The sequence below is a fragment of the Dermacoccus abyssi genome (assembly GCF_003515945.1).
GTDB classification, from domain to species: domain Bacteria; phylum Actinomycetota; class Actinomycetes; order Actinomycetales; family Dermatophilaceae; genus Dermacoccus; species Dermacoccus abyssi.
In genome coordinates this window covers 83,352-106,055 of the sequence record NZ_QWLM01000008.1, presented here as the reverse complement: position 1 = coordinate 106,055, position 22,704 = coordinate 83,352, and the positions used below count along the sequence as shown (strand labels likewise).

At 70.4% G+C, this 22,704-nt stretch carries 19 protein-coding genes, 1 tRNA gene, 1 pseudogene and 1 riboswitch; of the genes and pseudogenes, 8 read left to right on the top strand and 13 right to left on the bottom strand.

Annotation, left to right across the window (positions count from 1 at the left end):
• Nucleotides 1-69 precede the first annotated feature (69 nt).
• The 6 genes from D1832_RS08580 to D1832_RS08555 form a co-directional block, all read right to left on the bottom strand.
• Nucleotides 70-714 carry an ATP-binding cassette domain-containing protein gene (locus tag D1832_RS08580; RefSeq protein ID WP_118913490.1) on the bottom strand — a complete coding sequence of 215 codons (645 nt, stop codon included), beginning with the start codon at nucleotides 712-714 and terminating at the stop codon, nucleotides 70-72.
• Nucleotides 711-2,372 (bottom strand): ATP-binding cassette domain-containing protein, encoded by a 1,662-nt coding sequence (locus D1832_RS08575; RefSeq protein WP_118913489.1) that lies wholly within the window; start codon nucleotides 2,370-2,372, stop codon nucleotides 711-713. The genes D1832_RS08580 and D1832_RS08575 overlap by 4 nt, the downstream gene beginning before the upstream one ends.
• The gene (locus D1832_RS08570; RefSeq protein ID WP_118913488.1) at nucleotides 2,369-3,373 is read right to left on the bottom strand and encodes an ABC transporter permease; all 1,005 of its coding nucleotides are present in this window, start codon (nucleotides 3,371-3,373) and stop codon (nucleotides 2,369-2,371) included. Before D1832_RS08570 ends, D1832_RS08575 begins: the two co-directional genes overlap by 4 nt.
• 4 nt (nucleotides 3,374-3,377) lie before the next feature.
• Nucleotides 3,378-5,006 (bottom strand): ABC transporter substrate-binding protein, encoded by a 1,629-nt coding sequence (locus D1832_RS08565; protein WP_118913487.1) that lies wholly within the window; start codon nucleotides 5,004-5,006, stop codon nucleotides 3,378-3,380.
• 293 nt (nucleotides 5,007-5,299) lie between these two features.
• Nucleotides 5,300-6,937 carry a chaperonin GroEL gene (gene groL, locus D1832_RS08560; protein ID WP_118913486.1) on the bottom strand — a complete coding sequence of 546 codons (1,638 nt, stop codon included), beginning with the start codon at nucleotides 6,935-6,937 and terminating at the stop codon, nucleotides 5,300-5,302.
• Nucleotides 6,938-7,181: 244 nt separating this feature from the next.
• Nucleotides 7,182-7,460, bottom strand: a complete 279-nt coding sequence (locus D1832_RS08555; protein WP_118913485.1) for a DUF3263 domain-containing protein — start codon at nucleotides 7,458-7,460, stop codon at nucleotides 7,182-7,184.
• A 202-nt stretch (nucleotides 7,461-7,662) separates the two neighbouring features.
• Here D1832_RS08555 and D1832_RS08550 point away from each other — a divergent pair.
• The 6 genes and pseudogenes from D1832_RS08550 to D1832_RS08525 all read left to right on the top strand — a co-directional run bounded on the left by D1832_RS08550 (nucleotide 7,663) and on the right by D1832_RS08525 (nucleotide 12,697).
• Nucleotides 7,663-8,336: pseudogene (locus tag D1832_RS08550) on the top strand (uracil-DNA glycosylase).
• Nucleotides 8,333-9,205: an SGNH/GDSL hydrolase family protein gene (locus D1832_RS08545; RefSeq protein WP_118913483.1), complete on the top strand. Its 873-nt coding sequence runs from the start codon at nucleotides 8,333-8,335 to the stop codon at nucleotides 9,203-9,205. The pseudogene D1832_RS08550 and the gene D1832_RS08545 overlap by 4 nt, the downstream one beginning before the upstream one ends.
• The gene (modA, locus tag D1832_RS08540) at nucleotides 9,202-9,954 is read left to right on the top strand and encodes a molybdate ABC transporter substrate-binding protein (protein ID WP_206609371.1); all 753 of its coding nucleotides are present in this window, start codon (nucleotides 9,202-9,204) and stop codon (nucleotides 9,952-9,954) included. Before D1832_RS08545 ends, modA begins: the two co-directional genes overlap by 4 nt.
• A 5-nt stretch (nucleotides 9,955-9,959) precedes the next feature.
• Nucleotides 9,960-10,805, top strand: a complete 846-nt coding sequence (gene modB, locus D1832_RS08535) for a molybdate ABC transporter permease subunit (RefSeq protein WP_118913482.1) — start codon at nucleotides 9,960-9,962, stop codon at nucleotides 10,803-10,805.
• On the top strand, nucleotides 10,802-11,872 hold the full coding sequence (locus D1832_RS08530) for an ABC transporter ATP-binding protein (RefSeq protein ID WP_118913481.1): 1,071 nt from the start codon (nucleotides 10,802-10,804) through the stop codon (nucleotides 11,870-11,872). Before modB ends, D1832_RS08530 begins: the two co-directional genes overlap by 4 nt.
• Nucleotides 11,873-11,932: 60 nt before the next feature.
• Nucleotides 11,933-12,697: an SDR family NAD(P)-dependent oxidoreductase gene (locus tag D1832_RS08525; RefSeq protein ID WP_118913480.1), complete on the top strand. Its 765-nt coding sequence runs from the start codon at nucleotides 11,933-11,935 to the stop codon at nucleotides 12,695-12,697.
• Here the strand turns inward: D1832_RS08525 and D1832_RS08520 are convergent.
• The 6 genes from D1832_RS08520 to D1832_RS08495 all read right to left on the bottom strand — a co-directional run bounded on the left by D1832_RS08520 (nucleotide 12,657) and on the right by D1832_RS08495 (nucleotide 19,112).
• Nucleotides 12,657-13,589, bottom strand: coding sequence for a phosphatase PAP2 family protein (locus D1832_RS08520; protein ID WP_118913479.1), 933 nt, complete (start codon nucleotides 13,587-13,589; stop codon nucleotides 12,657-12,659). The genes D1832_RS08525 and D1832_RS08520 overlap by 41 nt on opposite strands.
• A 115-nt stretch (nucleotides 13,590-13,704) precedes the next feature.
• Nucleotides 13,705-14,019 (bottom strand): hypothetical protein, encoded by a 315-nt coding sequence (locus D1832_RS08515; RefSeq protein WP_118913478.1) that lies wholly within the window; start codon nucleotides 14,017-14,019, stop codon nucleotides 13,705-13,707.
• Between the two features lie 115 nt (nucleotides 14,020-14,134).
• Nucleotides 14,135-14,207 (bottom strand) — tRNA-Thr (locus D1832_RS08510).
• A 206-nt stretch (nucleotides 14,208-14,413) separates the two neighbouring features.
• Entirely contained in the window at nucleotides 14,414-15,130 is a 717-nt protein-coding gene (locus D1832_RS08505) for a transglycosylase family protein (protein ID WP_118913477.1), read from the bottom strand.
• An 8-nt stretch (nucleotides 15,131-15,138) separates the two neighbouring features.
• A riboswitch (cyclic di-AMP (ydaO/yuaA leader) is annotated at nucleotides 15,139-15,298 on the bottom strand.
• A 218-nt stretch (nucleotides 15,299-15,516) separates the two neighbouring features.
• The gene (locus D1832_RS08500) at nucleotides 15,517-17,070 is read right to left on the bottom strand and encodes a threonine/serine exporter family protein (protein ID WP_118913476.1); all 1,554 of its coding nucleotides are present in this window, start codon (nucleotides 17,068-17,070) and stop codon (nucleotides 15,517-15,519) included.
• Between the two features lie 86 nt (nucleotides 17,071-17,156).
• The gene (locus D1832_RS08495; protein ID WP_147362651.1) at nucleotides 17,157-19,112 is read right to left on the bottom strand and encodes a serine/threonine-protein kinase; all 1,956 of its coding nucleotides are present in this window, start codon (nucleotides 19,110-19,112) and stop codon (nucleotides 17,157-17,159) included.
• Between the two features lie 165 nt (nucleotides 19,113-19,277).
• On the opposite strand from D1832_RS08495, the gene D1832_RS08490 reads away from it, so the two are divergent.
• Both D1832_RS08490 and otsB read left to right on the top strand, forming a co-directional pair.
• Nucleotides 19,278-20,693 (top strand): alpha,alpha-trehalose-phosphate synthase (UDP-forming), encoded by a 1,416-nt coding sequence (locus D1832_RS08490; RefSeq protein ID WP_118913474.1) that lies wholly within the window; start codon nucleotides 19,278-19,280, stop codon nucleotides 20,691-20,693.
• On the top strand, nucleotides 20,690-21,574 hold the full coding sequence (gene otsB / locus D1832_RS08485) for a trehalose-phosphatase (protein WP_241510935.1): 885 nt from the start codon (nucleotides 20,690-20,692) through the stop codon (nucleotides 21,572-21,574). Before D1832_RS08490 ends, otsB begins: the two co-directional genes overlap by 4 nt.
• On the opposite strand, the gene D1832_RS08480 is transcribed toward otsB, so the two are convergent.
• Nucleotides 21,549-22,586, bottom strand: a complete 1,038-nt coding sequence (locus D1832_RS08480; RefSeq protein WP_118913473.1) for a LacI family DNA-binding transcriptional regulator — start codon at nucleotides 22,584-22,586, stop codon at nucleotides 21,549-21,551. The two genes, otsB and D1832_RS08480, sit on opposite strands and share 26 nt — an antisense overlap.
• Nucleotides 22,587-22,704: the final 118 nt, after the last annotated feature.

The following is a 22,704-nucleotide window of genomic DNA, read 5'->3' as shown; positions in this document are numbered from 1 at the left end:
TGCGCGCAGGTGCATGTCAACGCGGGCAGCGTGAAGCCACCCAAGGGCTGGGTTGAAGGGTTCAGCGACTCACGCCGAGAGCGTGCGGCCCCCTGCGTCGAGGGCGTAGCGGTGCTCCGCGAGCGACGCGGCGAGCGCGTGATCGTGCGTGACGAGCAGGATGCCCAACCCGTCAGCCGCGCGGCGCCGGAGAGCGTCAGCGATGGCCGTCGACGTGATCGGGTCGAGGTGGGCCGTGGCCTCGTCAGCGAGGAGGTAGCGCGGCCCCTGAGCGAGGGCTCGGGCGAGAAGCAGCCGCTGGAGCTGCCCTCCGGAAACCTCACGCGGCAACCGGTCGAGTACCGAGCCGTCGAGGCCCACCTCCTCCGCGAGCGCCACGGCATCGACCTGCCGACCGCGCAGACGGGCCGCCAGCTGGATCGCGTCGCCAAGGCGCATGCGCGGATCGGCCGCCGCGAGCGGGTGTTGGGTGAGCAGCGCGGTGTGGCCGCTCAACCGCCCCCCGGCACGCACGGGTTCGTCGTCGCAGCGCACCTCACCGGCGCTCGCGGCGAGGAGCCCGGCGAGCAGCCGCGTCAGTGTCGACTTACCGCTGCCCGAGGGGCCCACGAGGGCCGTGACGGCACCCGGGCGCACCTCGAGGTCGAGCGGACCGACCTGCGCGCCGTTCGCGCCCGGGTAGGTGTACGCCACCTGGCGTGCCACGAGACTCATCGCTCCCCCTGCCCGACGCGCGCCGCCGTCGCCGTGAGTGCCCGCAGGTAGTCGTCGGACGTCTCGGCGGCCAACGCTGCAGGCTCGGTGTGCGCCACGAGGACGCCGTCACGCAGCACCGCCACGCGGTCGACGAGGTCGCCGCTCAGCACGGCGTCGATCTCGTGCGTCACGACGAGGACGGCGACGCCGGCGTCGTCCGCAATGCCACGCAGCACGGCGAGCAACTGCGAGGCGAGTTCGGGGTCGAGGCCGGCCGTCGGTTCGTCGGCCACGAGCACCCGCGGTTCGGAAGCGAGCGCTGCGACGAGCGCCGCGCGGGCCAGCTGACCGCCGGAGAGCTGGTGCGGAAAGCGTTCGAGCAGGTTCTCGTCGAGGTGCGCGAGCTCGCAGAGCTCGGCCAGGGCGCGTGCACCGTCATGACGGCGGTGCACCTCCTCGATCTGCCCGCGAAGGCGCCGGGTCGGGGTGAAGGCGTCCGAGACGTCCTGCGGAACGTGGCCCACCTGCGCGGAGGCCGATCCCGGACGGTGCGGGTCGACGACGATGTCGCCCGCGACGATGCGCCCCTCGACGCGCGCGTCACGCGGCACCAAACCGCAGCAGGCCGCGACGAGCGTCGACTTGCCAGCACCGGACTCACCGACGAGGGCCGTCACCTCCCCCGCCGCGACCGCGAAGCTGATGTCGTCGCACGCGAGCGTCGTCTGCTCGCCGCGGCTACGGCGCACGCTGACGTGCTCGAGGTGCAGCGCAGCGCGGTGGCCTGAATCGCGAGCGCCGGACGCCTCGTCAGAAGGCTCTTCCGACCCATCCTGCTCGGCCTCGACCAGAGCGGGCGGCGCAGAAGCCCGACGTGTGCGCTTGGCGTACAACGACGACAGCGCCAACGTGAGCACGACAAGGAAGATCGACGGGAAGACGAGCGGCCACCACTGCCCGGTGAGCAGCCCTGCGCGCGAGGTGGCGATGAGCGTGCCCAGGCTGGCCTGTTCGGGGCGCAGACCAATGCCGAGGAACGACAGGGTCGACTCGTGCCAGATCGCGTGCGGCACGAGCATCGTCACGGCGAGCGCCGTCTGCGGGGCCACCGCGGAGAGGACGTGATGGCGCACGATCTGCGTCGACGATGCTCCGGCGACGCGGGAGCACGCGACGTAGTCGGACGCGAGCACGGCCTGCGTCTCGGCCCGCACCACGCGGGCGACGGTGGGCCAGTGCGTCAGCGCAAGCGCGATGAGGATGGCCGTGACGGAGCCACGGAACATCGCGACGACGACGATCGCCGCAAGAAGGTGCGGCACGGAGGCCACGGCGTCAGTGACGCGCATGAGCAGACGATCAGCCCGCCCGCCGAGGCTGGCCGCCGCCGTCCCGACGGCAAGACCGAGCACTGTCGCGACGAGCGCCGCACCCAGCGCGACGACGAGCGAGACCCGCAGCGCCTCGGCCACCTGGACCGACACGTCGAAACCGAGCGTGTCGGTGCCCATGACGTGCGGCCAGCCGGGGGCCGTGCGGGCGGTGTCGTAGTTCGACTCGCGCATCCCCGACGACGCGAGCAGCGGCCACAACACGGCGTAGGCCGCGATGAGGGCGAGAACGATCGCCGGGCCGCGCCGTGGCCGCAAACCAGCAGAGACGCTTCGGGGGCTCATCGCTCCACCTGCGCTCGCGGGTCGACGACGAGCAGGGCACAGTCCGAGAGCCACGAGCCGAGCATCATGACGAGCGTCGTGGCAGCGGTGACCGCGGCGAGCAACGCGAAGTCGGCCGTCAGGGCCGCCTCCACGGTGGCGTCGGCGAGGCCGGGCCAGCTGAAGACCTCCTCGACGACGAGGGCGCCGACGACGAGCTCGGGCAGCCGCGCCCCCATGAGGGCGATGAGAGCGGCCGCAGAGACCGGGGCGATGTGGCCGCGCAGCACCTCACCGCGAGAGAGGCCGCGCACCTGGGCCTCACGTACGGCGCCGCTCCCGAGCGCCTCACGCACGGACTCGCGCAGGGCCAGGGCGAACCAGGGCACCTGGCTCAGGGCGAGCACGACCGCGGGCATGACGATGTGGTGCACCACGCCGCCGAACGTCACCGGCTGCCCGGGCTCGGTGAGCCCGCCGACCGGGAACCAGCGCAGGGTCACCGCGAACAGCGCGACGGCGAGCAGACCGATGACGAACGGAGGCATGCCCGTCAGGGCCAGCGTCACCCGTTCGAGAGCGCGGTCGAGCAGACCGTCGGGGCGCAACGCGGCGACAGCGGCGACGCCGAAGGCGATGAGCAGCGCGATGACGAGCGCGACGACCGACAGGCCCAGCGTCCACGGCAAGCGCTCGGCGAACACCGTCGTCACGGGCTGTTTGAGGCTGTGGCTCGCACCGAAGTCGCCGGTGAAGGCGTTCGCCATCCAGTTCCACCACGTCTGCCAGAACGGCACGTCAAGCCCGAGCGAGTCGCTGATCGCGTCGCGCTCGGCGCGACCCGTGTGCTCAAAGCCGTCCCCGAGGTAGGTGACGAGCGGGTCGAGCGGCGAGAGCGCCGCGAGCGCGAAAGTTGCCAGCGTCACCGCGGGCACGACGAACAGCGTCGCGAGGGCACGGCGCGCCGTGAGCACGCCGATCTCGTGACGCCGTTCCCCGAACCGACGACGAAGTTCCTTCACGCGATCAGTTCTTCTTCCACGCGCCCAGCGACCACCACGGGCCCCACGTCGTGCCGTGAGAGTGCGGCTCGACGATCGGCGCCGGGCCGGAGAAACCCTTGTCGCGCGAGGCGTACGTGTGGTGCAGCGTGGCGAGCACGACGTACGCCGGGTCCTTGACGTACTCGTCCTGCGCGGCGCGGTACTGCTTCGTCGCTTCGGTCTCGTCGGAGGTCGACTGTGCCGCCTCCAGAGCTGCGTCGACCTTCGCGTTCTTGTAGTTGCCGGGGTTGTCGAACGGCCCGGACGCGGAACCGCGCGAGTGCAGCGCGCGGTGGGCCTGGGTGTCGACGGTGTAGGGGTTGTCGCCACCACCGAGCATGACGGCCGTCGTGCGCATCTTGGGTTCGATGTCGTCCCAGCTGCCGCCCCACAGCTTCACGTTGACGCCGAGGCCGCGCAGCTGGTCGGCGAAGGCGGAGGCCAGTTCGCGGCGCAGGGTGTCGGACGCGGGGTAGGCGAGCGTCAGCTCGGCGCGCTTGCCGTCCTTCGTGCGGACACCGTCGGCGCCCTTCTTCCACCCCGCCTCGTCGAGGAGTTTCTCGGCCTCGGCCTTGCGGGCTGCACCCTTGGCCTTCGTGAAGTCGACGTCGGCGTGCTGGGGGAAGACCTTAGTGATGGGGCTGACCTCCGGGGTGCCGCGCCCGGCGAGCACCTTCTCGACGAGCGCCTCGCGGTCCACCCCGATGTTGAGCGCACGGCGCGTCTCGGGCTGGGAGGTGATCGGCACGGACACCGGCAGCGAAACCCCACGCCAGTCGGCGGAGCGCACACCGGTGACCTTGAGGCCGTCACGCCCATCGACGCTCTTGGCCAGGCGCGGCGGCAGCGCGGAGCCGTCGACCTGCCCGGAGACGACCTGCTGCATGCGGGCGTTGTCGTCCTCGACGTGACGGATGACGACCTTGTCCACCTCGGGCTTGCCGCTGCGGTACTTGTCGTTGGCGACGAACGTGGCCTCGTTCGGCGCGAGCCTCTGGAGCTTGAACGGGCCCGTGCCGACGGGCTTGGTGTTGAGCTCGGAGTTCGCCGCGTCACCCGAGGTGACCTTCTCGCTCGGCGCGATGCCGAGGAGCAGGCGCGAGGCGAAGCCGCCGTTCGGCGCCTTGAGGCGGAAGACGACCGTGGAGGCGTCCGGCGTCACCACCTCGTCGATGAGGCGGTAGTCGTCGGCGATCGGCGACGCGGACTTCGGGTCGAGCACCGCGCGGTAGGTGGCCGCAACGTCCTTGGAGTCGAAGGCGCTGCCGTCGTGGAACGTCACGCCCTTCTTGAGGCGCACCGTCCACGTCTTGCCGCCGTCGCTCACCTTCGGCTTCGACTCGGCCAGCGCGGGCGCGAGGTCGGGAAGCTCCTTGTCGTTCGGCGCCGACGGACGCAGGAGACCCTCGAACACAGGTGAAACGCCCGTCGCGCCGTAACCGGCTACCGGGTAGTACTGACCGACCGGCTCGGCATCTGCCAGCGTGATCTGGTTCGTCGACGACGACGCCGTGTCACCGTCCGAGCCCCCGGGCGCCGAGCACCCCGCCAGAGCCACTCCGAGCGCGGCCGCTGCCGCAGCGATGGTCGTCCTGTTCGCCGTGCGAACCATGTGCGTACTCCTTGTGATCCTGAATCCCCAGCGCCGAGGCGCAGGCCTACCCTAACGCCCTGGTGCGACGACGTCGCACATAGGCCGTGAGGCACGCGTCACTGTGCCGCCACCACGCCGGTCGACGCGCACAGCGAAGCGGGCGACCACCCGAAGGTGATCGCCCGCTTCGTCAGAGATGAGCCCTGCAGGTGTCAGAAGCCATTCCTTCTCGGGCTTCTGACACCCGCTCAGCTACGGCCGGGGGCTGAGCTCGCTTCGCTCGCCGAGCCCCCAACCTTCGCCTCCCAGGGTCAGAAGCCCATACCGCCCATACCGTCCATACCCGCACCGGCGGCGTCGACGCCGGCGTTCTTCTCGGGCTTGTCGGCGATGACGGCCTCGGTCGTGAGGAACAGCGCCGCGATGGACGCAGCGTTCTCCAGAGCCGAACGCGTCACCTTGGCGGGGTCGATGATGCCCGAGGAGATCATGTCGACGTACTCGCCCGTGGCGGCGTTGAGACCGTGGCCCGGCGTCAGACCGCGCACCTTCTCGACGATGACGCCCGGCTCGAGACCCGCGTTGAGCGAGATCTGCTTGAGCGGAGCCTCAGCGGCGACGCGCACGATGTTCGCACCCGTGGCCTCGTCACCCTCCAGACCGGCGAAGGCCGACTCGGCGTCCTTCGTGGCCTGGATGAGCGCGACGCCACCACCGGCGACGATGCCCTCCTCGACGGCGGCCTTCGCGTTGCGAACGGCGTCCTCGATGCGGTGCTTGCGCTCCTTGAGCTCAACCTCCGTCGCGGCACCGGCCTTGATGACGGCGACGCCACCGGCCAGCTTCGCGAGCCGCTCCTGGAGCTTCTCGCGGTCGTAGTCGGAGTCGGAGTTCTCGATCTCGGCGCGGATCTGAGCAACACGGCCCTTGATCTGCTCGTCGTCGCCGGCGCCCTCGACGATCGTCGTCTCGTCCTTCGTGACGACGACCTTGCGGGCGCGGCCGAGCATGTCGAGCTCGGTGGTCTCGAGCTTGAGGCCGACCTCCTCGGAGATGACCTGGCCGCCCGTGAGGATGGCGATGTCGCCGAGCATGGCCTTGCGGCGGTCACCGAAGCCCGGAGCCTTGACGGCAACGGCCTTGAACGTGCCGCGGATCTTGTTGACCACGAGCGTCGACAGGGCCTCGCCCTCGACGTCCTCGGCGATGATCATGAGGGGCTTGCCCGACTGCATGACCTTCTCGAGAACCGGCAGCAGGTCCTTGATGTTCGAGATCTTCGAGTTGACGACGAGGATGTACGGGTCGTCGAGGACGGCCTCCATACGCTCGGTGTCGGTGACGAAGTAACCCGAGATGTAGCCCTTGTCGAAGCGCATACCCTCGGTGAGCTCGAGGTCGAGGCCGAACGTGTTCGACTCCTCGACGGTGATGACGCCTTCCTTGCCGACCTTGTCCATGGCCTCGGCGATGAGCTCACCGATCTGCGGGTCAGCGGCGGAGATGGACGCGGTAGCAGCGATCTGCTCCTTCGTCTCGATCTCCTTGGCGTGGTCGAGCAGCTGCTTGCTCACGGCGTCGACGGCCTGCTGGATGCCGCGCTTGAGCGCCATCGGGTTGGCGCCGGCCGCAACGTTGCGCAGGCCCTCCTTCACCATGGCCTGCGCGAGGACGGTGGCCGTCGTCGTGCCGTCACCGGCGACGTCGTCGGTCTTCTTGGCGACCTCCTTGACGAGCTCCGCGCCGATCTTCTCGTACGGGTCGTCGAGCTCGATCTCCTTGGCGATGGAGACACCGTCGTTGGTGATCGTGGGTGCGCCCCACTTCTTCTCGAGGACGACGTTGCGGCCCTTGGGGCCGAGCGTCACCTTCACCGCGTCGGCAAGGGTGTTCATACCGCGCTCGAGGCCGCGACGGGCCTCCTCGTCAAAAGCAATGGTCTTGGCCATGTGCGTGGCTCCTCCACGTGACGTACGTAGTGACCGCACCAGCGCCCGCGACGGACGAGCCCGATCGTTCGCGCGGTCATGTCGCGCGAGCCCCGAACCCTCACTCATGCAGTCAGGTCTTTGTCACTCTCATGTTCAGAGTGCTAAGGCCATGATTAGCACTCGCCCCCTGCGAGTGCAAACGGCGACGGGGCTGCGACCGCCGTGTTCGCTCACAGCGGCAGACGCACGTCGGGGTGGGCGCTCAGCTCGTGCGACGGCGTGAGGCGCGACGGCGCTGGATGCGCTTGACGAGCAGAGGGTCGGCCGCGAGCGCCTCGGCCGTGTCGGCGAGGGCGTTGAGTTGCTGGTAGTACTGCGTCGCGCTCATGCCGAAGCGCTCCTTGATGGCGGCTTCCTTGGCGCCGGGCAGCTTCCACCACTCGCGCTCGAAGGCGAGCATGGCGCGGTCTCGTTCACGCAGCCCGGGCGCCTCGTCGTCACCGGGGACGCGGGCACCTGCAGGGGTCTCGATGACGGGCATGCAACCAGGGTAGATCGTCGCCTCCTGCCCGCCCGAACATGAGGGCCCGGACAAAGGCGCGTGGATGGCGGGTTTGGCTGAAGATGACGCCGACGTCGCGCGCATCTTCACCCAAACCGACCATCCACGTGCAAGACGCTCGAGCCTCTGGCCCGTTCGGAGCACGCCGCGCGGTGAATCGACTCGCGATAGATTTGGCGGCATGCCGCAGTCGTATGACGAACTCGTACATCCCAGCTGGTGGAACCCCTCGCGCCGGTCGCCGACCACATCGCCACTGCCGGGCAGTTCCTGCGCGACGAAGTGGCCGCCGGGCGCGGGTACCTGCCGGCGGGCGAGAACGTCCTGCGAGCGTTCACCCAGCCGTTCGAGGACGTGCGCGTCCTCATCGTCGGCCAGGACCCGTACCCGACGCCGGGGCACCCGATCGGGCTCAGCTTCGCTGTCGATGCCCACGTCCGCCCGATCCCGCGCAGCCTGCAGAACATCTACGCGGAGCTCAAGGACGACCTCGGCATCGAGCCGCCCGAACACGGTGACCTGAGCGCGTGGACCGACCAGGGCGTGCTCCTGCTCAACCGCTGCCTCACCGTTCAGCCCGGCAAGCCCGCAAGCCACCGTGGTCACGGCTGGGAGTACGTCACGGCGCAGGCCATCACGGCGCTCGTCGAGCGCAAGCAGCCCCTCGTCGCCATCCTCTGGGGTCGCGACGCCCGCTCACTCGCCCCGCACCTCGGCGACACCCCGACCGTCGAATCCGCGCATCCCTCACCGCTTTCCGCGCGCAGCGGCTTCTTCGGAAGCAAGCCCTTCAGTCGCACGAACGAGCTGTTGGAGCAGCTCGGAACCCACACGATCGATTGGCGTATTGCATGACGAACGACCTCCCCGCGCCCGGGGCTCAGGCATCCGAACAGACGCACCACGGTCTGCTCTGGCACCGGTACGTCGCCCTTGGTGACTCCTTCACCGAGGGCATGAGCGACCACGACCCCCGCGAGGACGACGCCTACCTCGGGTGGGCTGATCGCCTCGCCGTCGACATCGCGATGCAGCAGGAGGAGCGGGGCGCGAAGCTCGAGTACGCCAATCTCGCGGTGCGCGGCAGACTACTCGCGGACGTCATCGGTCCCCAGCTCGACGCGGCCCTCGCGATGAAGCCCGACCTCGTGAGCATGGTGGGCGGCGGCAACGACATCATGCGCCCGTCGGTCAACCTCGACGATCTCGCGGCCGGTATCGAGGACGCCGTCGTCCGCCTCAAGGAGGCGGGCTCCGACGTCCTGCTGGCGACGCTCGTCAACCCCGCCGCGTCGAAGATCATGACGCGCCTGCGCCCGCGCATCACGTGGCACCTTGCGAACCTGTGGGGTATCGCGCAGCGGCACGACTGCTACGTGCTCGATCTGTGGTCGATGCCCCCCTTGCGCGATCCGCGCATGTGGTCCGTCGACCGTCTGCACCTTTCCGCCGAAGGCCACAAGCGCGTCGCGCAGCAGGCGGCATGGACGCTCGGGCTTCCGACGACCGGCGAGTGGCTCGCCCACCTGCCGGCGCAGGCTGCGAAGCCGGTGCGCCAGCGCGTCGCCGAGGACGCCGAGTGGGCGCGCCAGTACCTCGCTCCGTGGGTGGAACGTCGTATCAAGGGCACGAGTTCCGGTGACGGTCGCCTCCCGAAGCGTCCCGAACTCACGCCCGTGGATCTTCCGACGGCCCGCTCGTTGATGGTCGACGACGAGGCATGACGGCACGGGCATGGCGCCTCATGAGTGTGCCGGTTGCAGCAGCGCTCGCCATGGGTGCCGGCGGCTGCGGCGCGTCGGAGGGCGACGACAAGACTGTCACGGTGCTTGCCGCCGCGTCGCTCACGGAGTCGTTCACGACGTTGGCGCGCGCCTACGAGAAGGTCCACCCCGGCACCCACGTCGAGGTGAGCTTCGCGGCCAGTTCGACGATCGTCACCCAGCTCTCCCACGACGCCCCGGCCGACGTGGTGGCTCTCGCCGACACCGAGGCACCGAAGAAGCTGCCGAAGGATCTGGCCGAGGGCAAGGCGTGGACGCCGTTCGCCACGAACCGCCTCGAGATCGTCACGCCCCGCGGGAACCCCGCCCACGTCACGGGTCTCGCCGACCTCGCGAAGGTCGACACCGTCCTGTGCGCCAAGGAGGTGCCGTGCGGTCGCGCTGCCCACAAGGCCCTCACCAAGGCGAAGGTCGCGCCACACGTCGTCAGCTACGAGAAGGACGTCAAGGCGACGCTCGCCAAGGTCGTCGCCGGTGACGCAGAGGCGGCGCTCGTGTACGCCACCGACGCCTCGAGCGCACGCTCGAAGGTGAGCGGCGTCGAGGTACCGACGGCCTCGAACGTCACGACGACACTGCCGATCACGGCGTGGAGCGACACTGCCGACGCGAAGGGTTTCGCGCAGTTCGTGCGCGGCGACGAAGGGCGACGAGTCCTGCAGGGCAACGGCTTCGGCCTGCCCGGCTGACGACGATGAGCGACGAGACGGCGAGCGCTCCCCCGCCTGCACGCAGGAGCGCAGGCACGGGTGACCGCGGCGGGGTCGTGCTCGTGACACTCGCCGTCGTCGCTCTGCTCTTCATCGTTCTGCCCCTCGTCGCGCTGCTCGCGCAGGTGCGTTGGGGCAGCCTCCTCGACGACCTCACGACTGCCGGTGCCCGCGAGGCTTTGTGGCTTTCGCTGCGCACCACCGTGACGTCGGCGCTGCTCGCTTCCTTCTTCGGCACTCCGCTCGCCTGGTGGCTCTCCCGCCTGCGTGGCCGCGCCGCCGCCTGGACGCGGGCCGTCGTCACCGTGCCCCTCGTGTTGCCGCCGGTCGTCGCGGGCGTTGCCTTGCTCGATGCGTGGGGGCGCTCGGGGCTGCTCGGGCGCGCCGTGACGGCTGTGACGGGCGCGCCGGTGCCCTACTCGTGGGTCCGCGTCGTCATGGCGGAAACGTTCGTCGCGATGCCGTTCTTCGTCCTCGCCGCCGAGGGCGCGTTCCGCGGCCTCGACGCGCGCTGGAGCCGCACCGCCGAGGTGCTCGGCGCCTCCCGCTGGTTCACGCTGCGCCACGTCCTCGTGCCGATGACGCTGCCCGGCCTCCTCGCCGGACTGACGCTCGCGTGGGCGCGCGCGTTCGGCGAGTTCGGGGCCACGATCACCTTTGCGGGCAGTTACCCCGGGCGCACTCAGACGGGACCGCTCGCCGTCTACCAAGCCCTCGACATCAGCCAGGACGCCGCGACGGCGCTCGCGGCGCTCATGCTCGCCCTCTGCGTTGTCCTGCTCGCCCTGCTGCGGGGTCACTGGGTGGGCGCGGGAGGTGAGCGCCGATGACCGGCCTCTCGCTTGCCGGCACCACCCGTCGCGGCAACTTCATCCTCCACGCTGCGCTCGACGCCGCACCCGGTGAGGTCATCGGTGTTCTCGGGCCGAACGGCAGCGGCAAGACGACGCTGCTCGAGGTACTCGCCGGACTCACGCCCCTCGCCGAGGGCGCCCTCCACGTCGGCGGCGAGCGTTGGGACGACGGCGCACGGCACCTTCCGCCACGCGCCCGCCGCGTCGGGATGATGACGGCTCGCGGTGACCTGTTCCCCCACCTCAGCGCCCTCGACAACGTCGCATTCGGGCTGCGGGCCCGCGGGGCCTCGAAAGAGGCTGCGCGAGCGAGAGCGCGTGAAGAACTCAGCCGCGTCGGCCTTGCCGCTGACCTCGCCGGGCGACGTCCGGACGCACTCTCCTCCGGCCAAGCCCAGCGAGTCGCGCTCGCGCGTGCTCTGGCGCTCGACCCGAGCGTCCTCCTGCTCGACGAACCGCTGTCCGCCATCGACGCACGGGGCCGCGACGACCTACGGGCGCTCCTCGGCGAGCGTCTGCGCGACCAACAGGATGTCGTGACCCTTCTCGTCACGCACGACGCCGTCGAAGCGCTCACCCTCGCCGATCGCCTCGTCTTCCTCGACGGCGGTCACCTCAGCGACGGCGGCACGCCGAGCGAGGTCGTGCGCCGTCCGCGCAGCCCGTTCGCTGCGCGCCTCGTGGGGCTCAACCTGTGGCGTGGGCGCGTCGTCGACGGCGCGACGCTCGTCACCGCTGACGGTGCACGCATCACGGCTGCCGGGGGCGAGCACCCCCCGGCAGGCGATCTTGAGCACCTCGCCGCATTCGCGCCGAGCTCCGTGTCTCTGTGGCCGAGCCGTCCCGAGGGTTCCCCGCGCAACACGTGGGCGGTGCGCGTCGCGCAGATCGAGCACACCGGCACCTCGGCGCGCGTGCACCTCACGGGGGACGCGGACCTCGTCGCGGACGTGACGCTCGACGCCGTCGCCGACCTCTCACTCGCACCCGGAGTACCCGTCCACGCCACGGTGAAGGCCACCGAGGTGACCTTCTACCACTGAGGTTCGGGCGGGCGTGACGCAGCCCACAAAGCCGCTTCGCCAGTCGATAGGGTTCGAGGCATGAACATCACGCAGAACACTGTCGCCCTCGTCACCGGTGGCGGCTCGGGCCTCGGGGAGGCCACCGCCCGCCGCCTGCACGACGCCGGAGCGGGCGTCGTCATCGTCGACCTGCCCGCGTCGAAGGGCGAAGCACTCGCCGCAGAGTTGGGCGAGCGCGCCCGCTTCGTCGCCACCGACGTGCGCGACGAGGCTCAGGTTCAGGCCGCCGTCACCGCCGCCACCGAGCTCGGTGAACTGCGCATCACCGTGGCCTGCGCCGGCGTGGCCACGCCGGGCCGCATCCTGGGCCGCAAGGGCGTGCACGCACTCGAGCAGTACAAGACGGTCATCGACATCAACCTCGTCGGCACGTTCAACGTGCTTCGCCTCTCCGCCGAGGCGATGGCGAAGAACGAGCCGGTCGACGGCGACCGCGGCGTCGTCGTCATGACGGCCAGCGCCGCCGCCTACGACGGCCAGATCGGCCAGGCGGCCTACGCCTCGAGCAAAGGCGGCGTCGTCGGCCTCACGCTGCCGGCCGCGCGCGACCTCGCCGACCTCGGTGTGCGCGTCATGACGATCGCGCCCGGCACGATGGAGACGCCGATGCTCGCCGGGCTGCCGGAGGCCGCGCGCGAGGTGCTCGGTCGGGCCGTGCCGCACCCGTCGCGTCTGGGCCGCCCGGACGAGTACGCCTCGCTCGTGGCCCACATCGTCGACAACGGGCTGCTCAACGGCGAGGTCATCCGCCTCGACGGGGCTCTGCGGATGCCCCCGAAGTAAGGAAGTCGGAAGCGGCGACTGTCGCGCGCGCACTGGCGGGACTGTCCGATTCGTGCTGCCAGATGCGCTCCTCGGCGCCCTTGACCACCCGGACGATGACGAGGGCGATAAGGAACAGCGCGACGCCGCCGACGATGTCGAGCACGAAGTGGTTGCCCGTGGCCATGACGTTCCAGTAGGTCATGGCGGGGAACAGCCACGCGAGGCGCGCCCACGTCGGACGGGTGTGACGCCACGTCTCCCACAGCGCGTAGGCCACCCAGGTCGACCACGCGCAGTGCAGGCTGGGCATGGCCGCGTAGAGGTTGGCCGAGCGTGACGGGTCGCGCGCGAGCGCTCCCCCGAGGATGTTGTAGACGGCGTTGATGTCGACGACGCCGGGCACCGCGAAGCGCGGCGGCGCCATGGGCAGGAGCCAGAAGACGAGCAGGCTGGGCAGCGTCGTCGCGATGAGAAGTCTGCGCAGTCGTCGGAAGCCCTGGGGGTTGAACCACCAGACGAGCGCCAGGGTGACGGGCACGGTGGCGAGCACCATGCCGTAGTAGTAGCCCGCGGCGATGGCGAGCGGCGGCACGGCGGCGAGGCCGGCGTTGAGCCAGAGTTCGACGTCGATGTGGAGCGTCTTCTCCAGATCGAACAGTTCGTGCGCGTGGCGCACGGACTCGATCGGGCCTCCGCGGATGTGCTCCTGCGCGTAGCTGAAGTACTGGAAGAACATCCAGAAGATGAACAGCTCGAGCAGCAGCGCAGGACGCCCACCGACGGGCTTCGCGAGGTTGCGCACCCAGCGTGGCAGTGCGGCGGCGTCCTCGCCGAGCAGGTCGTCGCCCGCAGCGTCGAGGCGCTCGGCGCACGGGGCAGGTGCCTTTGACGACGGACGCTCCGCGCTCACGGGGGCACCTCCTCGTGCCGGGTGACAGATCGCCCGAGTTTATCGGGCGAAGGCACGACGAGCCGCCCGCATCGCTCGATCGGTGCGCCGCGGGCGGCTCGGGCGTGTGCGGAGATCAGTGGCGGTCGGCGAGGGCGTACGACGCGGCCGCGGAGGCTGCGGCGACGCCGAGCACGGCCGGCCACGCTCCGACCTTCTTCGCAAGCGGGTGCGAGGCACCGAAGCCCCCGAGGTAGACGGCACCCAGGGCGGCGGCCTTGGCGGCACCGGCCTTGGCGACCCAGGTGCGTCCGGCGTAAGCACCGGCGAGGGCGAGGACCACGCCACCGAGCGGGCGGATCTGCGTCTCGCGGGCGGTGACGTAGCCCCCGAGGAGGCCGAGCGCTGCGAGGGGTGCGGTCTGGACGTCTGCTGCGGGCTTGAGGTTCATGACGACATCGTAGGAAACGAGTCTGAACCGTGCCTTGACGCCCCCAGCTCACCAGAAGGCACGCGTCACCCGGATGATCTCGGGGACATGGGCACACTGCGAGCGGAATTCACAGAGCTGGAGATGGGACTCGAACCCACAACCACCTGTTTACAAGACAGGTGCGCTACCAATTGCGCCACTCCAGCACGCCACCCTCGCGGGCGACCACGCGATCTTATCGGACCTGCACACGGGTCAGCGGCCGGGCCGAACCCGAGCCCCGTTTCCCGGTGTTTTTTTGCGTGGACCCGTCAGTGAAATGGCGCTACCAAATCGAGCGAAGGTACCCAGGTACGCGAGACGGGCCCCGCCGCTCGAAAGCGGCGGGGCCCGTCAGCCCTGGATCAACCGATCAGTGGTTGTTCAGGTAAGCCTGCAGAGCGCGAACCGTGCGGGCGTTGAGGTAGCTGGCGCCGTCACGCGAGATGCCGACCTTCGTCTGGAGCGCAGCAACGGTGCGCGGGCCGACAATGCCGTCGGCGTACACGCCGACCTTGCGCTGCAGGGCCTTCTTCGTCTGGACGCCGACGACACCGTCGCGGAACGTGCCGACCCAAGCCTGGAGCTCCCGGGCCGTGCGCGGGCCGAGAACACCGTCGACGGCGAGCTTGCCACCCTGCGAGTACACGACAGCGGAGCGGGCGGTGGAGCGCGACGTCTGCGTCACGGCCGGAGCGGCCGATGCGCCACCGGTCGCGCGGGTCAGACCGGCGCGAACCGAGCAGACCGGCCATGCGCCGGGGCCCTGCACGCGCAGAACCTTCTGAGCGATCGCGATCTGCTGCTCGCGGGTGGCGAGGTGAGCGGACGAGGCGTACTGACCGCCGCCGAAGCCACGCCACGTCTGCTGCGTGAACTGGAGGCCGCCGTAGAAGCCGTTACCCGTGTTGATGTGCCAGTTGCCCGTCGACTCACAGTGAGCGACGCGGTCCCAGACCGAGGCGGCGGAGGCCGAGGAGGCCTGGGTGAGACCGGCACCGACGGTGGCGGCACCGGCGAGAGCCACGCCGGCGACCTTGCGGCCGGTGGTGCTTTCGGAAGCAGCGACGTGCTTGGGGGTGTAACCCATGGAGAGTGTCCTTTCCTGACGTACGCCTGTGAGGTGAGCTGTCGGGTTCGGGCAGTCAGGTGCCCGGCCGGCGAGGACCGGCTTCACCCCGAGACGCTCACCGTGCGGCGAGCGTCGGAAGTGGGTCCCCCACCCTCGTCTTCAGCCCGCGATCTGCGGGTGAAACGGCGGTGCCAGACGAGGTTTGGCGTGTGCACCGCCCACTGAATAAGTGGTTGTGTTGAGTTCTCATGTCGCCGTGACGACACGAGGAATACATCGTGCACAGCGAAGGGAACGTTACGGGGCGAGAGACCTACATAACAATCAGGTCGCGGTAACTTCTTGACAGTTCAGGCCTTTTCGGGCTCAAAATGTGATGCATATCACACAAAAACGACGTGTTCTCAGCGCCGGCGCGCTCGTCGACGGCGTACCAGCGGCTTGTCGAGCGGGGCCGAGAGCACGTCGCCGAGCACCAGTCCGGTGCTGATCGCGAGGGCCACTCCGACGGCGCCGAGCATCGTCGTCACACCGACGCCGGACTGGGCCACCTTGGTGGCGCCGATGACCGACCCGGAGACCGACTCGTACATGCCCCGGAAGATCCGCAGGCCCGGCAGCAGCGGCGAGACCGCCGGCATGACGATGACGAGGGCGGGCGCACCGAGGCGCAGCGCCACGAGCCGCGCGGAGAACCCGACGCTGACGGCAGCGACCGCCGTGGCCGTCGTCGCCCCGATCCCGACATAACGCGTCAACAGCGCAACCCCGACGACGCCGAGGGCTCCCGCCGCAGCTGTCGGCAGGAGCATCCGCACGCGGGAGCGCATCGTGACGGCGGCACACGCCGCACCGATGGCACCGCACGCCACCTGCAGGAGCAGGGCCGTGGGCGGCATGTCGAAGCGCAGGGAGCCGGGCGATTGGAGGCTGAGGTCGAGCGCCCGGTCGAGGTTCAGTGTCAGCGCCAGGCCGGCACCGACACCGACCGTGATGCCCGCGCAGTCGAGGATGACGGTCAGCACACGCCCCGACGCCGTCACGGGATAACCCGTCACCGCGTCCTCGACCGCGGACGCCATCTGACGACCGGGCAGGAGCGCGACGATGCCGCCCGAGATGGCATAGGCGAAGTCGGCCGTCGACATCGTGCCGGGCAGGTTGTGGGCAACGAACTCCCCCACGACGCGGCTCTGGTGCGACATGTAGGCGAACCACGCGAGGGCCGTCGAGATGAGACCGCCGGCGGCGGCGCCGTAGAACGCGGGAACGCCGGCGTTGCTCAGGCGTCGGCCCACTCGGTCGACGAGCACGGCGGAGACGAACGCGACGGCGACGGCCATCCAGCCGCCGCCGAGGATCGTCGCGACGGATGCCGCGAGACCACCGAAGGCAACCGAGACGAGCCACCGCGGGTAGAGGCGCGGCATCCTCTGGATGCGCTTCAGTTCCTTCGTCGCCTCGTCGAGATCCAGGCCACCGGACACGAGCGACTCGACGAACTGGTGCACGGCCATGAGCCGAGAGAAGTCGCGCGTCGAGGAGCGCACGACACGCAACATCGTGAGGGGCTGACGGCCGTTCGTCGACGGGCTCTGCAACAACAAGGACTGGTTCGTGATGTCGACCTCGAGGCGGCGCAGACCCGCGGATGCCGCGACGGCGACGACGCTCGCCTCGACGTCACGCGTGCTCGCGCCACAGCGGAGGAGCAACTCACCCACACGGGCGGCGATGTCGAGCGCCTTCTGCTGCTCGGTGTCGTCGTCCGGCCCGCCCATGACGTTCGGGTCGCGATAGGGCGTGCGCTTGAGCGCGTCGGCGATGGGCAGCGGCTCGGTGACCGGCTCGCTGCGCAGGAAGCGCATCCGTGGCGGCAACCCCGGGGTCGGCGTGCTGGACGAGTCCCTCGAGGGGTTGGGCCCCGTGCTCGACTGATCCCGTCCGTACTGCGCCATGCCTCGAAGAATAGTTCGTGGGCCTCGACCGACTGTGGGCCCGCGCTGTGGGTGGGCTGTGGAACGGGGCCCGAAGCGTCAACGGATCAGTTGCCGAGGCCGGACGCCGGCAGGTACTCCGCGAGCGGATCGGTGATGCCGCCGGTGAGCGGAACCCAGGAGATGTCGCCGCCTTGCATGAACGACCCGACGAGCATGAACAGGCCGAGACCGGCGAGCGCGGGCGCCACGATCCTGCCGGCCGACTCCGGGACGAGCGCCCGCACGACCGAACGTGAACCCCGGCGATAGCCGACGGACCCGGCGCCGCGCCACATCGTCCACTGACCCGCCACGGCCCCCGCGACGATGGGCAGTGCCCACCACGCCCGTGCGACGCCGTCACCGCGCACCATGGCCCAGCCGATGGCCACGAGCGAACCGACGCACGCGAAGACGAGTGAGGGGAGCACGAGGGCCGCGAGCGTCGAGACGAGAGCGCGCAGCAGATGCCAGGGCGAACTGGCCACGGCGACGGCGCCGTCGCTCTTTCGTCGCCCGGCCTCGTAGCGGCGAAGGACGGTCTGCGTGATCGTCGAGTCGCTGAAACGCGCCGCGACATTCCACACGATGAGCAGGACGAGTCCGACGACGGGCACCAGCGCGGTGACACCGACCCACAGGAGGAACATCGCCTGGAGCGTGCCCGAGCGGGGAGGCAGGTTGATCCGGGGGTCGTGCTCGCCGGGGCGGCTCTGCGCCTTGATCGCCGCACCCGGGCCGTAGGGGCGGGCCCCGGTTTGTTGCGGAGCCCCGTACGGGTTCTGCTGCGGCGACATCGGGCGGGCCTGCTGCCCCTGGGCGCCGGGCGGCATCTGCTGGTGCTGGCCGTTCGGCTGTCCGAACTGGCCGTACGCACCCGCCCCCTGAGGTGCCTGCTGCTGACGCTGCGAGGCCGGACGCTCGCTGACCGGCGCGACGCGGGTGGCGTCGACCACCGGCATGACCGAGGTGGACGCAGGAGCGGGCGTGGAAGGTGCAGGTGAGCGCACCGGAACGACCGTCGTCGGTTCACCCCGGGCGTAGCGCTCCATCTGCTCGACGACCTCGCGGGCCGAGGGTCGCTCCCCCGGCACGGGGCTGAGTGCGGCCGCGAGCAGCGGCCGGAGACGCGCGTCGACGCCGGTGAGGTTGGCCTGCCCCCGCGTCACGCGGTCGAGGACGGCCGGCATCGGCCCGCGCCCGAAGGGCGGCTCCCCCTGGGCGGCGAAGGCGAGCGTTGCCGCCCACCCCCACCAGTCCGTGGACGTGGAGACCGGGGCGCCCTCGACGAGCTCCGGCGAGAGGTAGCCGGGGGTACCCATGACGAGGCCGGTCGAGGTGAGGCGCGCGTCGTCGGCGATGTGCGCGATGCCGAAGTCGATGAGCACGGGGCGTCGACCCACCATGAGCACGTTGCTCGGCTTGAGGTCGCGGTGGACGACACCCGCCGCGTGGATGGCCCGAATAGCCTCCGCGAGGCTGCGTCCGAGATCGGCCATCTCCTCCGCGCCCAGGGGACCGCGCTCGTCGACCACCTTGTCGAGGGGGTCACCGGGTACGTACTCGGTGGCGATGTAGGGACGCTCGCCGTGCGGATCGGCGGTGATGACGGCAGCGACGTTGGGGTGGTGGACGCGCTCGAGCGTGTCGACCTCGCGCGCGAGACGCGTGCGCGCATCGGGGTCGTAGGCGATGTGCGGGCGAAGAACCTTGACGGCGACCTCACGACGACGCGGGTCGGCGGTGTCGATGGCTCGGTACACGACGCCCATGCCGCCCTCACCGATCTTCTCCGCGAGCTCGAAGCGCCCCACCATCCGGTCGTTCCCCTCCGGGCGGCGTGAACTGACGCGGGTGGCCTCGTCGTCACGATCGCGCGGCGGCGCCGCCCGCGTGGCGTCGCCATCCGCTGCTGCTCCCCACGTGGTGCGCTGGGTCGACTCGTCGGCTTCGGCGCGGCGCGGACGGGGCAGACGGTGCCCGCCGCGTCGGGCGTCACCAGCGTTGTCGAGAGGCGTCATGACCCCACCGTAGGGCGCCTCCTTGAACTTCCGCTGTATCGGCGTGCCCGTGTCACGCGGTGGCAACCCGTTCGTCACCGAGGCGCGATAACCTCGAATCACCGGTGATCGAGCGGGAGTTCGTCGCCGGGCGAGCACCAGCGAATACGGGGAGCCAGCAATCCGATGAGCCACACGTACGACTTCGTCGTCGCCGCCAACCGCCTACCCGTCGACCGCGTCACCGGCGAGGAGGGAAACGAGGGGTGGCGCCGTTCGCCGGGCGGTCTCGTCACCGCCATGGACGCCGTGATGCGCGGACGTGACGGCGCGTGGGTCGGCTGGGCGGGAGACCCGGGTGAGGCACCCGCCCCCTTCGACGACGCGGGCATGCAGCTTCACCCGGTGCCCCTGTCGGAACAGGAGATCGCCGACTACTACGAGGGGCACAGCAACGACACCCTGTGGCCCGTCTACCACGACGTCATCATCACGCCGACGTTCAAGCGCAGCTGGCGTGGTGCCTATCGCGCGGTGAACAAGCGCTTCGCCCAGGCGTGCGCCGACATCGCCGCAGAGGGCGCCACCGTGTGGGTGCACGACTACCAGCTTCAACTCGTGCCGGAGATGCTGCGCGAACTGCGCCCTGACCTGCGCATCGGGTGGTTCAACCACATTCCCTTCCCCGCCGTCGAGCTGTTCGCACAGCTGCCGGGTCGCGAGGAGATCCTCGAGGGGCTGCTCGGCGCCGACTTCCTGGGTTTCCAGCGCACCGAGGACGCGGGCAACTTCCTGCGCGCGGTGCGTCAGTACCTCGACCTCGACGTGACGGGCGACGTCGTCGACCTCGGCGAACGCCAGGTGCGCGCAGCCGCGGTGCCGATCTCGATCGACGTCGAGGGGCTGCGCGAGATCGTCGAGTCGGATTCGGTGCAGGCGCGGGCGCGTGAGATCCGCGAGCAGCTCGGCAACCCGGAGAAGATCCTGCTGGGCGTCGATCGCCTCGACTACACGAAGGGCATCCGTCACCGCCTCAAGGCGTTCGGCGAACTGCTCGCCGACGAGCGCCTCGACCCGAGCAAGCACAAACTTATCCAGGTCGCGACGCCGAGCCGCGAGCGCGTCAAGGCGTACATGGATCTGCGCGACCAGATCGAGCTGACGGTCGGGCGTATCAACGGTGACTTCTCGAGCATCGGCGCGACGGCGCTCACGTACCTGCACCGCTCGTTCGACCGCGAGGAGATGGCGGCGATGTTCGCGGCCGCCGACATCATGCTCGTCACGCCGCTGCGCGACGGCATGAATCTCGTCGCGAAGGAGTACGTGACGTGCTGCGCCGACGACGGGGCGCTCGTGCTGTCCGAGTTCGCCGGCGCCGCGACGGAGCTGAGCGACGCCTACCTGTGCAACCCGCACGACATCGCGGGTCTCAAGCAGCAGATCATGAAGGCCGTCGACGCGCCGGCGCCCCAGCGTCGTCAGCGCATGGACTCGATGCGTGCCCTCGTGAGCGAGAACTCGGTGCAGCAGTGGGCGAAGAACTACCTCGCGAGCCTCGAGGCCGCTCCGAAGGCGCCGTCGACGCAGGCCGCGTCGTGACCGCGACGCCGCTGCGGCCGCCGTCACGCAAGGAGCTGGATGGTTTCGCGCGCCGCGGTGACGTACTCGTCGCCTCCGACTTCGACGGGGTGCTCGCGCCGATCGTCCTCGACCCCGCGAGCGCCCGCCCGCAACCGGGCACGATCGAGGCACTCAGTGCGATGGCGGCGCTACCGGGCGTGAGCGTCGCGCTCGCATCGGGTCGGGACCTCGCCACCCTGCGCGCGCTGACGGGGATCGACGAGTCCTCCCCCATTGTCCTCATCGGCAGCCACGGCGCAGAGATCTCGACCACCCTCGGCTCCGCCGCCTCGGGCGGCAGCGCGCTGAGCGACGTCGAGCGCGCCGCCCTCGACGGGGCCACCCACGCGCTCGACACGATCGCCGAACGACTGCCCGCGACACGCGTCGAGTACAAGCCGGCCGGCGTCGTCCTGCACACCCGCGGCATGGACGAGGACGAGGCTGAGCGCGCGACCTGCGCGGCGCTCGCCGTCTCGCAGGATGTCCCGGGCGTCCACGCGATGCGCGGCAAGGCCGTCGTCGAACTGTCGGTGCTCGACGTGTCGAAGGGTGCGGCACTCGCGGCCCTCGCCGCCGAGCGCAACCTGCGTGCGACGTTCTACCTCGGCGACGACGTCACCGACGAGACGGTGTTCACGACGCTGCGCGCGGGAAGCGACATCGGCGTCAAGGTCGGCGACGGCGACACCGCCGCAGCGCACCGCGTCCCCGGCTGCACCGACGTCCCGACGCTGCTCGACGCTCTGCTCGGCGCGCTGACGAAGGCGCGGCGCTACGCGCCACGAGACGACGCCGACGTCCGAGACGACGCCGACGCTGGGGAGGGCGCCGTCAGCGCACCGGAGGCGGGCCGGTAGAGGCGCGCACGACGAGGTCGGGCGCGAGCACCAGCTCACGGGCGCACGGCGCGGCCGCTGCGAGCCCACGGATCTGGTCGAGCAGCGTGTCGACGGCGCCGTCGGCGAGTGCGGGGACGTTCTGGCGCACCGTCGTCAGCGGCGGCGAGGTGTGCTCCGTCATCGCCGAGCCGTCGAATCCGACGACGGAGAGATCCCTCGGCACGTCCAAGCCCGCGTGGCGCGCTCCGCGGATGACGCCGAGCGCCATGAGGTCCGAGCCGCAGATGATGCCGCTCGCGCCCCGCGCGGTGAGCTGCGCTCCCGCGAGTTCGCCGCCCTCGACGCTGAACCACGTGTGTTCGACGAGCGCCTCGAACCCGAACTCGGCCGCGGCGTCGCGGAATGCCGTCAGCTTGCGGATCGACGGGGTGTAGCGTGCCGGCCCGACGGCCAGACCGAGCCGGCGGTGCCCCAGACTCAGCAGGTGGCTGACGGCGAGGCGCACCGCGACGCGGTCGTCAGTCGACAACGACGTGACGGCGAGGTCGTCGCGGTGGCCGTTGACGAGGACGACGGGCAGGCCCTGCGCGACGAGTTCCTGATGGCGCGCGATCGACGCCGTCGTGTCGGCGTGGCGACCCGAGACGTGGATGAGCCCGGCGATGCCGCGTCCCAGCAGCATCGACAGGTACTCATCCTCCTGCACCCCACCGGCGCTCGTCGGGCACAGAACCGCCGTGTACCCCTCCGCGGCGAGTCGGGTCGTCACGGCCTGGGCGAGGGCCGGAAAGATCGGGTTGTCGAGCTCGGGCACGACGAGGCCGATCGCCCCAGTGCCCGCACGCTGCAGGTTCGAGGGGCGCGAGTACCCGAGCACGTCGACCGCGGTGAGGACGCTCTGTCGGGTGGCCTCGGCGACGCCCGACTTGTTGTTGAGCACTCGGCTCACGGTCGCCTGCGACACCCCAGCCGCCTCCGCGATCTCCAACAGTCGCAGCGGCGAGCCCCCCTCGCCATGCACGTTCGCCATGTCTCCCCCCGAACTCGACGCGTACGTCGACCGTACAGTTCGCGCCTCCCTCCGAAATGATGTGTCTCGACCTTCGACGGGAGACGCCACTGCCGCCGAGGCCGTGAGGCGCCCGGCG